Origin of the sequence: Enterobacter cloacae complex sp.6700776 (genome assembly GCF_048284255.1) — a bacterium.
In the GTDB taxonomy this organism is placed as follows: domain Bacteria; phylum Pseudomonadota; class Gammaproteobacteria; order Enterobacterales; family Enterobacteriaceae; genus Enterobacter; species Enterobacter intestinihominis.
The window spans coordinates 16612-31538 of sequence record NZ_JBLVYK010000025.1; the positions used below are offsets into that span (position 1 = coordinate 16612).

Annotated in this window: 11 protein-coding genes; 7 read left to right on the plus strand and 4 right to left on the minus strand. The window is 61.5% G+C overall.

The window, feature by feature from the left end:
* Positions 1-166 precede the first annotated feature (166 nt).
* Positions 167-1255, plus strand: coding sequence for a cellulase family glycosylhydrolase (locus ACNQ0T_RS21615; RefSeq protein ID WP_417930365.1), 1089 nt, complete (start codon positions 167-169; stop codon positions 1253-1255).
* 45 nt (positions 1256-1300) lie between these two features.
* Positions 1301-2695 carry an MFS transporter gene (locus ACNQ0T_RS21620; RefSeq protein ID WP_417930366.1) on the plus strand — a complete coding sequence of 465 codons (1395 nt, stop codon included), beginning with the start codon at positions 1301-1303 and terminating at the stop codon, positions 2693-2695.
* A gap of 39 nt (positions 2696-2734) precedes the next feature.
* On the opposite strand, the gene ACNQ0T_RS21625 is transcribed toward ACNQ0T_RS21620, so the two are convergent.
* From ACNQ0T_RS21625 to ACNQ0T_RS21640, 4 genes are read right to left on the minus strand one after another with little or no spacing between them, the layout of a single operon-like run.
* Positions 2735-3556 (minus strand): alpha/beta fold hydrolase, encoded by an 822-nt coding sequence (locus tag ACNQ0T_RS21625; RefSeq protein ID WP_022646918.1) that lies wholly within the window; start codon positions 3554-3556, stop codon positions 2735-2737.
* Between the two features lie 30 nt (positions 3557-3586).
* Entirely contained in the window at positions 3587-5206 is a 1620-nt protein-coding gene (locus ACNQ0T_RS21630) for an MFS transporter (protein WP_417930367.1), read from the minus strand.
* On the minus strand, positions 5203-5610 hold the full coding sequence (locus tag ACNQ0T_RS21635; protein WP_032625334.1) for a DoxX family protein: 408 nt from the start codon (positions 5608-5610) through the stop codon (positions 5203-5205). The genes ACNQ0T_RS21630 and ACNQ0T_RS21635 overlap by 4 nt, the downstream gene beginning before the upstream one ends.
* Positions 5610-7481, minus strand: coding sequence for an amidohydrolase (locus ACNQ0T_RS21640; protein WP_045307856.1), 1872 nt, complete (start codon positions 7479-7481; stop codon positions 5610-5612). The genes ACNQ0T_RS21635 and ACNQ0T_RS21640 overlap by 1 nt, the downstream gene beginning before the upstream one ends.
* Positions 7482-7701: 220 nt before the next feature.
* On the opposite strand from ACNQ0T_RS21640, the gene ACNQ0T_RS21645 reads away from it, so the two are divergent.
* From ACNQ0T_RS21645 to ACNQ0T_RS21665, 5 genes are all read left to right on the plus strand, one after another.
* Complete coding sequence (locus tag ACNQ0T_RS21645) at positions 7702-8388, plus strand: hydrolase (RefSeq protein WP_022646922.1); 687 nt, start codon at positions 7702-7704, stop codon at positions 8386-8388.
* Between the two features lie 61 nt (positions 8389-8449).
* Complete coding sequence (locus tag ACNQ0T_RS21650; RefSeq protein WP_022646923.1) at positions 8450-8671, plus strand: DUF1427 family protein; 222 nt, start codon at positions 8450-8452, stop codon at positions 8669-8671.
* Positions 8668-8928, plus strand: a complete 261-nt coding sequence (locus ACNQ0T_RS21655; protein WP_006810276.1) for a XapX domain-containing protein — start codon at positions 8668-8670, stop codon at positions 8926-8928. Before ACNQ0T_RS21650 ends, ACNQ0T_RS21655 begins: the two co-directional genes overlap by 4 nt.
* Before the next feature lie 23 nt (positions 8929-8951).
* Positions 8952-9332, plus strand: coding sequence for a response regulator transcription factor (locus ACNQ0T_RS21660; protein ID WP_006810275.1), 381 nt, complete (start codon positions 8952-8954; stop codon positions 9330-9332).
* A gap of 9 nt (positions 9333-9341) precedes the next feature.
* The gene (locus ACNQ0T_RS21665; RefSeq protein ID WP_417930368.1) at positions 9342-14927 is read left to right on the plus strand and encodes an AAA family ATPase; all 5586 of its coding nucleotides are present in this window, start codon (positions 9342-9344) and stop codon (positions 14925-14927) included.

The following is a 14927-nucleotide window of genomic DNA, read 5'->3' on the forward strand; positions in this document are numbered from 1 at the left end:
AATTTGCATCATACCCTAACCGCACGCTTTAGCGCCGCCGATCACGTTTCTCATTCATCGAAGCGTGAACTTTGTGAGAGGCGTCGCTTTTCTTTGCACCGCGATTTGCGCATTTATCCCGCAGCTAATATTTATTAGCTAAACATTATCAGCAAGAGGATGCGTAATGAAAGAGCAGTGGAGTAAAGAACAGGCACAGGCGTGGTATCAGCAAAAAGGCTGGCTGTGCGGGTTCAACTATCTGCCGTCGACAGCGGTGAACTGGACCGATATCTGGCAGGAAGAGACCTTCGATGCCGCCACTATCGACCGCGAGCTGGGCTGGGCGGCGGACGCAGGCTATAACACCCTGCGCATCAACCTGCCGTTCATCGTCTGGGAGCACGACCGTGACGGGCTGATGGCGCGCATCGACCGCTTTTTGACGATTACCGACGACAACGGGTTCAGCACCATGCTGACCCTGATGGACGACTGCGGTTTCTCCGGCGACGAGCCGTACCTCGGCACGCAAAAGCCGCCCGTACCGGGCAAACACAACAGCCAGGCGGCGGCGAGCCCGGGGCGCGACAAGGTGTGCGATCGAGACTGCTGGCCACAGATTGAGCGCTATATCCGCGACGTTGTGCGCCAGTTCCGCGAGGATAAGCGCGTATTGCTGTGGGACCTGTATAACGAGCCGGGAAACCGCGGCATTTTCGCGACGGGCACGGAAGAGGTGTTGTACGACGAGAAGCTGGAGACCTGCGCGCACGAGTTGATGAAGCAGGCGTTCCGCTGGGTGCGTGAGGAAGACCCGACCCAGCCGCTTACCGTCTGCGCCTGGCGTCTGCCGGCGGAAGAGGAGGGCGAGACGTTTTATCAGCACCCGCTGGACCAGACCGCGCTGGAACTGTCGGACGTGGTGAGCTATCACGCCTACACCAATACCGGGCGCATGACGGCGATTATCCAGCAACTTCAGGCGCTGGGCCGCCCAATCTTCTGCACCGAATGGCTGGCGCGTCACGTGGGCGGCACCATCGAAGAGCAGCTCCCGCTGATGTACATGGCAAAGGTCGCGCCGTATCAGTGGGGGCTGGTGCGCGGTAAAACCCAGACCTGGCTGCCGTGGCCGGTGGTGATGAAGGAGTCCACGGACTACTGCCGCCTGTGGTTCCACGACGTGTTCGAGGAGAACGGTATCCCGTTTTCACGCGCTGAAATCGCGCTGATGAAGAAGCTGCGCAATATCGCCCCGGATCCGCAGGGCTAATAATAACGACCCGGCGCGCTGTCGCCGGGCAACCAGGTACGCACTATGGCAATGACAATGAAAATACCGTCTCGCGAGTTATGGTCCTACTTTGGCTATGGTTTAGGTCAGTGTTTTAGCTTTGGTTTAGTGGGTTCGTTTATAAACTATTTTTACACCGACGTGCTGGGGATCTCGGCGCTGGCGGCAAGTACCATCTTCCTGATTGCCCGCGCGTGGGACGCGGTTCACGATCCGCTGTTTGCCAGCATTATGGACACCATTAACAGCCGGTTTGGAAAGTTTCGCCACTTTTTACTGATTGCGCCGCTGCTGATTACCGGCGTCACCCTGCTGGCGTTCTATAAAATCGAAGCGGACATGACCACCAAAATCCTCTACGTCGGGGTGACATATATCCTGTGGGGGACGCTGTACGCCATCTCCGATATCCCGTTCTGGTCGATGTCGTCGGTGATGACCAATGACTCCGGCCAGCGCACCCGCGCGGTGACGGCGGCAATGCTCGGGGTAAACGCCGGGATTGCCTGCGCCAACATCTTCTTCCCGAAGCTGGCGGCGTTCTTTGCCCAGTACAGCAACGATAAAGGCTACTTTATGGCGGCGCTGGTGATGATGCTGGTGGGGCTGCCGCTGATGCTCAACGGCTTTATGCAGATCAAAGAGCGCGTCCCGCCCAGCCCGGAAAAGGTGACGATGCGCGATACCTTCCACAACCTGCGCCAGAACAAGCCGCTGTTTATCGTCCTGCTGTCGTTCTTTTTCTGCGTGTTCCATAACGTGGCGGGCGGCCTCTATATCTACTTCTTTATCAACAACATGGGCGACGGCAGCCTGCAAATGGCAATTGGCGTGATGGGGATAGTGGCGGCGGTGCTGTGCCTGGTCGCCCCGCTGCTGACGCGCCGGATGCAGAAGCGGAAGCTGTTTATGATCCTCTGCGGGCTGGACGTGGCGGTGCGCGTGGTGATGTGGTTCACGGGCTATCAGCACACGGCGCTGCTGTTTATCCTGCTCGGCCTGAGCACGCTGTTCGTGATGATGACCAACATCCTCACCTCGTCGATGATTGCCGACACCATCGAGTACGCGGAGTACCACACCCACAAGCGCTGCGCGGCGATCACTTTCTCCGGGCAGACCTTTACCGGCAAGATGTCGGTGGCGGTGGGCGGCGGGTTAATCGGCGTGTTTCTGACGATGATCAACTATGTGCCGCAGGCGCAGATCCAGAGTGAAGGCGTACTGGCGGGGCTGTTCTTCGGCATTTGTTTGTTGCCGGCGATTGGGTCGCTGATCCGCATGGGCTTTATGTCGCGCTTTACCTTTACCGAGGAGAAGCATGCGGAGATTTGTCGGCTTCTGGCGGAGCGGAATGCGTCTGCGAAAGCGCCGGGTGGTGGCTGCGCCTTACCCGGCCTACAGGACCAGCCCTTGTAGGCCTGATAAGCGAAGCGCCATCAGGCTTCGCGTAATGACTTACAGCGACTTCACAAACGCCAGCAGATCTTCGTTGAGCTGATCCTGGTGGGTCAGCGCGAAGCCGTGCGGCGCGTTGTCGTACACCTTCAGCGTGGCGTTTTTGATCATCTCCGCCGCCAGCTTGCCGGTGCTTTCAAACGGCACGATCTGGTCGTTGCTGCCGTGGATCACCAGCGTCGGCACGTCGATTTTCGCCATATCCGGACGGAAGTCGGTTTCGGCGAAGGCGGTCACGCAGTCGATGGTGCCCTTGAGGGACGCCAGCAGAGCGATGTTCAGCGTCTGCGTCAGGGCACCCGCGGAAACGGTCTGCCCGGCGTTGGTGCCGTAGAACGGGGTGGCGAAGTCGCTGATGAACTGGGCGCGGTCTTTACGCAGTCCGTCACGGATGCCGTCGAACACGCTCTGATCCACACCCTGCGGGAAGGAGTCGGATTTGCCGAAGATTGGCGTCACCGCGCCCAGCAGCGCCAGACCAGCCACGCGTTCGCTGCCGTAGTTGTTGATGTAGCGGGTCACGTCGCCGCCGCCCATGGAGAAGCCCACCAGCGTTACGTCGCGCAGATCCAGGGTAGTAATCAGGTCGTTAATGTCGGACGCAAAGGTGTCGTAGTCATAGCCGTTCCACGGCTGATCCGAACGCCCAAAGCCGCGACGGTCAAAGGCGATGGCGCGGAAGCCGCGCTCGGCCAGGTAGTTCAGCTGGCTGTCCCACATGTCGCCGTCCAGCGGCCAGCCGTGGCTGAAGAGGATCGGTTTGCCCGCGCCGCAGTCTTTGTAGTAAATCTGCGTGCCGTCTTTTGCCTTAAACAGTGCCATAGTGTGTTCCTGTGCAGGTGATTGTTATGGTTATACCGGCGCGACCAGATAGCGAATTGCCGGTGATGTTGTGCCCTGATGAAAAGCCAGAACGCGGCTCTGCAACAGGAGGTCATTCATGGTGTGGCGTTCCTGCTGGCGCAAATGCTCAATCCAGGAACCCATCAGGAAGGTCTCGATAAACAGCCCTGGACGTTCGATATCCTCGTACACCGCCCAGCTCATCGCTCCGGCGCGGCGGCGCACCCGGCGTAGCTCGTGCACGGCCTGCAAAAACGCTTTCGCGTTCTGTGGGTCGATGATGTACTCGTGCGACACCAGCACCGGGCCGCGCTCGTTCGGGAGTTCAATCTCCACGCCGTCCAGCGGCTGCCCGCTCAGGTCGAGATTTAAATTCGGATCTTTCTCCAGCTTCCAGCGGAACGCCGTCGCGCTTGCCAGCACCATCCCCAGCGTGGCAACCACCAGCGAGGTCGGGGTGCCGAACTGCGAGGCGATCTGCCCCCAGACGGCGCTGCCTGCGGTCATCGAGCCGAAGAACACCGTCAGATACACAGCCAGCGCCCGGGCTTTTACCCAGCGGGCGGCGCTGCGCTGTGCGCCAAGGTTGAGGGTGGAGAGCACCGCAATCCACGCGAAGCCGGTAAAAAACTCAAACAGGTTCAGCAGCCAGACGTGGCGCACGAACGCCAGCGCCAGCATGGTGAGGGCAAACGTCAGGCTGGCGGCCACCATCAGCCGATCGGCATTCAGCCGCTGGCGCAGGCGCGGCAGCAGGATCGCCCCGGCAATCGCCCCCAGGCCGATACACGCCAGCATCACGCCGTAGCCCGCCGGGCCTAAGCCCAGCTCGCGGCGCGCCACCAGCGGCAGTAACGCCCAGCCCGCGCTGCCGAAAACGAAGAACGCCACGGTACGCACCAGCACGTTACGCAGCACCGGGGCGGCGTGCACGTAGCGAATGCCGGACCGCACCGCCGAGAAGAAGTGCTCCGGCGGCAGCCGCTGCACGGAAGGCGCCGGACGCCAGCGCCACAGCACCCACGCCACGCCGACCACGGATAGCGCGTTAAGCGCAAACACCATCCACGGTCCGGCCAGCGACAGCAGGAAACCGCCCAGCGCCGGGCCAATCGCCCGGCTGATGTTGACCCCGAGCGAGTTAAGCGCCACGGCGGAACCCAGCTCGGGCTTGCTCACCAGGTCAGGCACAATCGCCTGAAACGGCGGCGAGCTCATGGCCGCGCCCACGCTCAGCAGAAACGTTGCCGCCAGCAGAACGGTGGGGGTGACGTGTCCGGTAAAAGAGAGCAGCGTCAGCCCGGCAGCGGCGATGAATACCCATAGCTGGGAGAAGAGCAGGTATTTTCGTCGGTCAACGATGTCCGCCATCACCCCGGACGGCAGGGCGAAGAGGAACATCGGCAGGCTGCTGGCCGCCTGCACCAGCGCGATATCCAGCGGATCGGCGCTGAGCGTCAGCATGCTCCAGTTGATGCCGACGTCGCTCATCCATGAGCCGACGTTAGAGACCACCGTGGCGATCCACAGTATGCGGAACACCGGCTGGCTCAGCGGCTGCCAGGGCGAAGCCGCCGATGCGGGCGTCGTCTCGACGTGTGCGTCGCGAACGTCGTTAACCTGGGTCATGCGAACCTCTCCGTCGTCTTACGCTGCAGCCGCCACTGGCCCGGTCCGGTGAGGGCGAGGGTGGTGAAGATAATCAGCAGCAGCCAGCCAAACTGCCCTTCGGCAATCGACCAGTCCGGGTGCACCGCCAGCATCGCCACCAGCAGCACGGCGATAATCGGCAGGCACGCCAGGCGGGTGTAAACCCCTGCAATGATAAACAGCGGGCAGATGACCTCGGCGACGATCGCCGGGATTAGGCTCGCGTAAGGTCCGAAACCAAACGGATCTTCGATGCGCGTCAGCTCTTCGCTGAAGTGGAGCACCTTCGGCAGGCCGTGCACGTAAAGCAGCAGCAGGCTGCCGGTCAGGCGCAGGAAGAACAGCCCCGGATCGATCCGGGGTGAAGCGTCATTATGTTTCATCAGAATGCAAAGCAGCTGCAGCCCAGCGCCCCCCAGAAAGCGTTATCGTCGGACACCGGCATCTCTGACGTGCGGGCGAAATCATGCTGGTGGCTATGAACCCCGCACGGGCCGCTGCAGTGGTGGACGGCGCTCATGCCGACGCGTGCGGCCTGCGGCGGCGCGCTGCGGTAGTGGCCCGGCACTTTCACCACCGGGGACCACTCGGGCAGGACCGGAATGGCGGGCGGCGCGAGCGGGCCAAAGCTGCCAGCAGCGTAGACGATATCGCCGTTGACCACGGTGAGGACGGACTCGATGCCCTTGATCTCCTCTTCCGGTACGCGGAAGTAATCTTTGCTGAGCACCGCCAGATCCGCGAGCTGGCCCGTTTTGATCTGCCCCTTCTGGTTCTGCTCGCTGGAGAACCACGCGCTGCCCTGGGTCCAGAGCATCAGGGCGGTATCGCGATCCAGACGGGCGCTGTGATCGTACATCTGCATCCCGCCAACGGTGCGGCCGGAGACCAGCCAGTAGAGCGCGGTCCACGGGTTATAGCTCGCCACGCGGGTGGCGTCGGTGCCTAAGCCCACCGGCACGCCGGTCTCCAGCATTTTCGCCACCGGCGGCGTGTGGCGGGTGGCTTCGATGCCGTAACGCTCGGCGAAGTATTCCCCCTGGAAGGCCATGCGGTGCTGCACGGCAATGCCGCCGCCCAGTTCTTTGATGCGGTCGATGTTGGCCTGGGTGACGGTTTCGGCGTGGTCGAAGAACCAGTGCAGCCCGTTGAACGGAATGTCGCGGTTCACCTTCTCGAACACATCCAGCATGCGGCTGATGGATTCGTTATAGGTGGCGTGCAGGCGGAACGGCCAGCGGTGTTCGACCAGATGGCGCACCACGCGCTCCAGCTCGTCCTCCATGCCCGGCGCGAGATCCGGGCGCGGCTCGAGGAAGTCTTCAAAATCGGCGGCGGAGAAGACCAGCATCTCGCCCGCGCCGTTGTGGCGGAAGAAGTCGCTGCCCTGGCCCGGCGTGAGCATGTCGGTCCATTTTTCAAAGTCTTCCAGCTCGTAGCCCGGACGCTGGGTAAACAGGTTGTAGGCGATGCGGATGGTCATCTGCTTTTTCTCGTGCAGCTCGGCAATTACCTCGTAATCTTCCGGGTAGTTCTGGAAGCCGCCGCCTGCGTCGATGGCGCTGGTCAGCCCCAGGCGGTTCAGCTCGCGCATGAACTGGCGCGTGGAGTTGACCTGCTGCTCCAGCGGCAGCTTCGGCCCTTTGGCGAGGGTTGAGTACAGGATCATGGCGTTCGGGCGGGCGATCAGCATCCCGGTCGGGTTGCCGTTGGCGTCGCGCTGGATCTCCCCGCCCGGCGGATTCGGCGTGTCCCTGGTGTAGCCGACCACCTTCAGCGCGGCGCGGTTGAGCAGGGCGCGGTCGTACAGGTGAAGGATAAACACCGGCGTATCCGGCGCGGCGTCGTTGATCTCATCCAGCGTCGGCATACGGCGCTCGGCAAACTGGAACTCGCTCCAGCCGCCCACCACGCGCACCCACTGGGGCGACGGCGTGCGCAGGGCCTGCTCTTTCAGCATGCGCAGGGCATCTGCCAGGGACGGTACGCCTTCCCAGCGCAGCTCGAGGTTGTAATTCAGCCCGCCGCGGATCAGGTGCAGGTGCGAGTCGTTCAGGCCGGGGATGGCGGTGTGGCCTTTTAAGTCGACCATCTTAGTGCCGTCGCAGTGGTGTTGCATCACCTCGGCGACGGTGCCCACTTCCAGGAATTTCCCGTCGCGCACGGCAACGGCTTCCGCGAGAGGGTTCTCGCGATCGACGGTGTGAAACTGGCCGTTAACCAGAATGAGATCGGCTTTACCGAGGGTAACCATAACTGCTCCAGACTGAGAGGGGAATGGTCAGGATTATGGGAACCGGTTTCGGGAAAGATCCAGTTATACAATAGGATAGGTATACCAAAGTATAACTATACCTAAGGTTAACTATACGAAGAGATAATTACGCGCCAGCGGCGTGGGTCATAGGATGAATGCGATTTTATCGGCGTGCTGTTCGCGGCGATTTTAACCTTTAACCTCACTGGATAATCTTATGACCACTACAAAGCTCGAAGTCTTAACCCCAGCCAACTGTCAGATCATCTTCATCGACCACCAGCCGCAGATGGCGTTTGGCGTGCAGTCTATTGACCGCCAGGTGCTGAAAAACAACACCGTGGCGCTGGCGAAAGCGGCAAAAGTGTTCAACATCCCGACCATCATCACCACCGTTGAAACCGAAAGCTTCTCCGGTAACACCTATCCGGAGCTGCTGGACGTGTTCCCGGGTCAGGACATTCTGGAGCGTACCTCCATGAACTCCTGGGACGACCAGAAGGTGCGTGACGCGCTGAAGGCTAACGGCAAGAAGAAGGTGGTTGTCGCGGGCCTGTGGACCGAAGTGTGCAACAACAGCTTTGCCCTGTGCGCGATGCTGGAAGGGGACTACGAAATTTATATGGTGGCGGACGCGTCCGGCGGCACCTCCAAAGAAGCCCACGACTTCGCGATGCAGCGCATGATCCAGGCGGGCGTGATCCCGGTGACCTGGCAGCAGGTGATGCTGGAGTGGCAGCGTGACTGGGCGCATAAAGAGACCTACACCGCGGTGATGGATATCGTGCGCGAGCACTCCGGCGCGTACGGCATGGGCGTGGATTACGCCTACACCATGGTGCACAAAGCGCCGTCTCGCCAGAAGAGCGAGCACCGTACCTTAGCGCCGGTTCCGGCACGCTAAATCCCGGCGGCGGGCTGGTCCCTCATCCGGCTCGCCACTGCCTTTTTCTCTGGAGTTCACAATGAGTACAGGGTTGATATCCCTCGCGGCAGGCGTGCTGATTGGCCTGATGTATGCCGTGCTGAAGGTGCGTTCCCCCGCGCCGCCCGCGCTGGCGCTGATTGGCCTGCTGGGCATGCTGGCAGGGGAACAGGCGATGCGTCATCTTTTATCCCGCGATAATCCCGCTGGCGTGCAGGTGACGGTTCCCCACGTTCAGCACCTGACCGGAGCGTCATCATGAAGGCCTGGATTATTTCGCTGGTGTGCGGGGTCGCGGCTGGGGTAATTTACGCCCTGCTCGACGTGCATTCCCCGGCGCCGCCGGTCGTCGCGCTGCTTGGCCTGTTCGGCATGCTGGTGGGTGAACAACTGATCCCCATCGGACGGCGTCTGGTGAGCCGCGAACCGCTGACCCTGGCCTGGTTTCGTCATGAATGCGTACCGAAAATCAGCGGTACCGCGCCCCCAGCGCCCGCGAAGGAAAGCCGCGACGCGTAACGAATTGTTTGAGGAAAGACAGCATGACGCTGCCGTGGCGCATTGCCATCATTGATGACGAACGCTCTGTTCGCAGCGGGCTCAGTAACCTGCTGCAATCGGAAGGGTATGCTACCGATACCTTCGATTCGGCAGAGGTGTTTTTGAGCCACCCTCTCGCCCTGTCCGGCGCGTCGCTGGTGATCACCGACATCAAGCTGCGCGGCATGAACGGGATCGAGCTGTTTGAGAAGCTGCGGTTGCTGGCCACGCCGCCGCCGCCAATACTGTTTATCTCCGGCCATGCGGATGAAAATATGCAGCGGTATGCACTCAGCCTGGGCGCCGCTGCATTTTTGCGTAAGCCGATTAACATCGATATTCTGCTGGATCATATTCAGCGGGAGCTGACCCGCCGACAATAAGGATCGCGGATGAACGAACAAACGTCGCCTGCATTTTGGCCCGCCCGGGGAAGTCTCCATGAAGGGCGGGCTTTTGTTCTGAAAGAGGATGTTATTTTTACCGTGCTGGCGCAGGAGGGCGGCATCTCCTGGATGAACGGGCGGCATCCCCAGTCCGGCGGTTCGTTTATTATTGCCACCGCGGTCAGCGATGAAGAAGAGGAGCGGGCAACGCGGCTGCTTAAAAACGAGTTTGCCCTGCGCGATCGGCTTCATGACGGCTGGGCTATCCGGCCCGTCGCTTCAACCCAGTACCGCGGACGTTTTGCGCTGGTCTACGCGCCGTTCTGCTTTGAACTGCTGGCGTGCCGGGCAGGTAAGGCGATTTCCGGGATCGCCCGCTTTATCGAGATGGCGATCCGCATCTGCGGTCCCCTGCGCCAGATGCATCTGCACAACCTGATCCACGGCGATATCAAACCCGGGTCGATCTTCGTTCATCACGACGCCACCAGCCGTCTGTGCAGCTTTGGTCTTTCCTGCGCCACTTCCGACGCATTCTCACAGTCCCGGCTTGCCGCGTCTGGCGGCACGCCCGCCTACATGTCACCGGAACACACCACGCGTACCCGGCGCGCCGTCGACAGCCGGAGCGATCTCTACAGTCTGGGTATCGTGCTTTATGAACTTCTGACCGGGCGATTGCCGTTTGAACTGAGCGCTGATGACCAGACTAACTGGGCGCATTACCACATTGCCTCCGAGCCGCTTGCGCCGGGCCGGGTGCGTCCGGACGTACCCGGCATGCTCTCGACCATTATCCTTAAGCTGCTGGAGAAGAATCCGGAGAATCGCTATCAGACCGTCGACGGGCTGATTGCCGACCTCAGGCGCTGCCAGGCGACGCTGACCGCCGAAGGTGAGATCGTCGACTTTATTCCCGGCCAGCAGGATCGCTCTCCGGCGATCCATCTTGCCGATTCGCTTTTCTCTGCGCATCCGCAGGCCAGCGACGTCATCGCCGCGTTTGAGCGGGTCAGCCAGAGCGGTGCGCCGGAACTGGTGACGATTGGCGGTCCGTCGGGGATCGGCAAATCTTCCGTGATCGCCACCACGCTGAAATCGCTGCAACAGCGCAAGGTGCTGCTGGCGGTGGGCAAGGTCGATCAATACTCTCCCACGCTGCCCTACGGCGTGCTGAGTTCGGCGTTTCGGACGCTCACGCTGCACCTGCTCGGGCTGCCAGCCGGGGAGGTGGCGACGTGGAAAACCCGCCTGTCGCGCGCGCTGGAAGGCTTCGAGGAGCTGGCTGTCAGCCTGGTGCCGGAGCTGAATTTATTTCTTGAGAACAAACCGCGTTTCTCTGCGGATACATTTTCCATCGACGCGCGGGCGCGCTTCAGCCATATGGTGCTGTCGCTGGTGAAAACCTTCGCCACCCAGGGCGCGCCGCTGGTGCTGCTGCTGGATGATGTGCAGTGGATCGACGCCGCCAGCCTGCAAACGCTCGATCACCTGCTGCGCACCTGCGGCGCCATCCCGCTGCTGGTGGTGGTGGCGCACCGCGATCTCAGTTCGCTTTCTGATCCCAGCTTGCAGACCGCGCTGGCGGGCCTGCCGGAGGTGGCGCAGCATGCCATGACGATCGTGCCGCAGCCGCTGTCGGTGAAGGCCGTGGCACGCTGGCTCGGGGGGATTTTTCATGCCCGCAGTACCGGCACCTCCGATCTTGCCACGCTGATCCATGAAAAAACCGGCGGCAACCCGCTGTTCGTTCAGGAATTTTTCCGCCGCATCGTCGATGACGGACTGGTGGTGCACAACAAATATCAGGGGAAATGGCATTACGATCTCCAGGCCATCCGCGCCCGGCATTACACCGAGAACGTGGTGACGCTGGTGCTTGAACAGCTCAAGGAGATGCCCGACGAGACGCGCCGCCTGTTGGGCAGCATCGCCTGCCTCGGCTGCACGGGCGAGCTGGAGATGCTGTGCCGCGTGGTGGGGCAGTCGGCGGCGGAAATCCGCTACGCCCTTCATCCGGCGGTTACCGCTCAGCTGATTGTGCTGACGGAGAAAGAGTACGCTTTTACCCACGATCGGGTGCAGGAAGCCGCCTTTGCCCTGCTGGATGAGGGCGAGAAAAGCCATCTGCACCTGACCACCGCCAGCCTGCTGGCGGATGCCGCGCGGCAGACGGCGGGTAACGAACTGCTGTTCCGCGCGGTTCACCACGTCAGCGCCGCGCTGGACTGCATCCAGCCTGCGCCGCAGCGCCAGAGATTCCGTGAGCTGAGCCTCCAGGCCGCGCGGCGTGCGAAGCGTACCGGCGATTACCTTTCCGCCTTAAGTTACATCCAGACCGCCAGAGCGCTGGGGAACGCGGGTCCGGTCTCGGACTTTATGCTGGATATCGAAGAGGCGGGCTGTGAGTTCGCGCTCGGGCACCTGGAGCGCACGCGCGCGCTGTGCGATACGATCCTCGGCTCACCGGGCGGGCTGACGGAGAAAGCGCTGGCCGCTAACCTGCTGGCGGAAGTCTATATGCGCCAGTCGGAGATCCGCCTGGCGCTGGAGGCGTCGTTATGCTGGCTGGGCGTGTTCGGGATCCAGATCAGCCGCTACCCGGAAAATGCCGAATGTGACGAGGCCTGGCAGCAGTTCTGTCAACGCACCGCCGACGCGCCGCAGAACCCGTTTACTCAGCTTAAGCTGATGGAGAGCGCGGAGACCGAAGCGGTAATGAACCTGCTTTACAGCGCCAGTATTTTCGCCAGCTTTACCTGCCCGCGCCTGCACTTTTTACTCCTGTGCCGGATGATGCACCTCACGCTCGATCGCGGCATAACCGGCGCATCCACCACGGCGATGGCCTGGTTTGGCGTGCTGATTGGCCACCGCTACGCCGAATACCGTCTCGGGTTTGAGTACGGCACGCTGGCTCGCGAGCTGGTGAACCGCCACGGCTATGATGCCTATGAAGCTAAAACTCTGCTGCCGCTCGACCAGCTCAGCGTCTGGACCCAGCCGCTGTCGTACACTATCGAGTGCGCCAAGGCCTGCTTTACCTCGGCGGTGACCCACGGCGACATGACGATGGCCTGCTTCGCGGCTTGTCATCAGATCATTAACTTCCTCTCCCGGGGCGATCATCTGGACGGCGTGTTGACCAGCATCGATCGCGGTCTGGCCTTTGTGCGTAAAACGGATTATCAGGACATTGAAACCGTTCTGCACATTCAGCGCCGCTACGTGGAGTTTTTACGCACGCCGGTGACGGGCACATGGAGCGCCGCCCAGGCGCTGCCTGACGATCTGCTGCCCGCACCGCCGGAGCAGGCGCCCGAGCAGACCTCGACCATGCTGTTCTGGTACTGGCTCTATCGCGGGATGGCGCACTTTACCTGCGGCGAATACGCCGACGCGCAGGCGGATTTAGAGAGGGCGGGCTGGTATGCGTGGTCCGCACCGGGCCATATCCATCTGCTGGATTACCATTTTTACAGCGCGCTGGCGCTCTCCCGCCAGCTCACGCCGGAGACCTTCTCGGCGGATTATCGCCGCAGTATTCATCACCATTACGACAAAATTGCCCTCTGGGCGCGGATCAATCCGGGCACGTTTGCCGATAAAGAGGCGCTGATTTATGCCGAAATCGTCCGTCTGGACGGCATGAACAGCATCGCGCTGGAGCAGTATGAAAAGGCGGTGCGGCTCTCGCGGGAGGGCGGGTTTAACCCGATCAATGCCCTGGCCCACGAGCTGGCAGGGCGTTTCTCGCTGGCCTGCGGCTACCCGACCGCCTCCGACGCCCATTTCCGCGGTTCGATTGCCGCCTGGGGCCGCGCCGGGGCGCAGGCCAAGGTGCGTCAGATGGAGCAGGATTTCCCGCATCTGCTGGCCTCCGGGCAGAGCCGCGCGTACGACACCGTGGCATTTGCCCAGAACGAGGTGATCCGCGATTTACAGAGCGTCATCAAAGCCTCACGCGCCTTGTCCGAAGAAATCAACCTCGAGCGTTTAATTGAAAACCTGATGACGCTGCTGCTTGAACGGGCCGGGGCGCAGCGTGGCCTGCTGCTTCGCGTCAGCGATAATCACATCCCGGAGATCGAAGCCAGCGCCTGGACCAGCACCGACGGGGTGCGGGTTCGCATCCTGAAAGAGACACCGATGGCGACGGACATGCCGCTGTCGGTGCTGGCCGCGGTGATCCGCACCGGGCAGGAGATCCGCACCGGCAAACCGGAGGAATTTCACCCGTTCAGCCAGGATCCTTATCTGGTGACGTCCGGCGCCGCCGTGATGTGTGTCCCGATGTTCAAACAGGCGCGACTGGTGGGGGTGCTGTATCTGGAAAACCGCCTGATGCCGGAAGTGTTTACCGCCGAACATTCGCGCGTGGTCAGCCTGCTGGGCGCGCAGGCGGCGGTTTCGCTGGAGACGGCACGGCTCTACGCCGAGCTGCTGGCGGAAAACATCCACCGCCGACGGGTGGAGAAAGAGCTGCGCGCCAGCCAGACCTCGCTGATGCTGGGTGAGCAGATCAGCCATACCGGCAGCTGGCGCTGGGAGCTGGTGCAGGATCTGATGTTTATGTCCGAAGAGTACGCCCGTATTCTTGGCCTGCCGGAGCAGCAAAAGATGATCTCAATGGCGGAGTTTTTGACCTTCGTGCATGAGGATGATTATGGCCGGATCGGTAACCTCGTTAATCAGAGCGTGCGTGACGGACTGTCGATGCGCGCGGAGTTTCGCATTATCCGCACCGACGGCTCCGTTCGCTACATTCTCGGGATTGGCGATCCGGTGGGCGTGGGCAGCGAGGTGAATGAGTATTACGGCATCATTACCGACATCACCAGCCAGCGGGCGGCGGAGGATGCGATGCGGGTGGCGCAAGCGGATCTGGCGCGAGTCTCACGGGCCACCACCGTCGGGCAACTCACCTCCTCGATCGCGCACGAGATCAACCAGCCGCTGATGTCGATTGTCTCGAACGCCGGCGCGAGCCTGCGCTGGCTCAACCGCGATCCGGCGCGGCTGGACAAAGTGCGAGAGGGGCTGGAGGAGATCGCCGCCGAGGGCGAGCGGGCAGGGGAGATCATCCGCAGCATTCAATCTCTGACGCGCAAACAGGACCCCACGTTTACGCGAATCGATCTGCACTTCCTGATCCACCACATCATTATGCTCTCCCGCAGCGAACTTGAGCTGCGACACATAAGCGTTGATTATCTCCTGAACGCTGACGACAGCTTTATCATCGGCGACAGCGTGCAGATCCAGCAGGTGCTGCTTAACCTGGTGATGAATGCGATGGAAGCGATGGCGGAAGTGACGGATCGCCCGTGCTGCATCACGATCGCCACCGCGAACTGCGCCGAAGGGAAGGTGATCTTTGAGATCGCCGATACCGGCAGCGGCATTGAGCCGGAGCTCACCGAGCGGATCTTTGACTCGTTCTATTCGACCAAAGCGCAGGGAATGGGGATGGGACTGACCATCAGCGCCAGCATCATTGAACGGCACCGGGGAAAACTGAGCGCGCGCCGCAGAGAGCCGTACGGCACGGTGTTTACCTTCGCGTTGCCGCTTGCCGGACAGGAGGCGTAA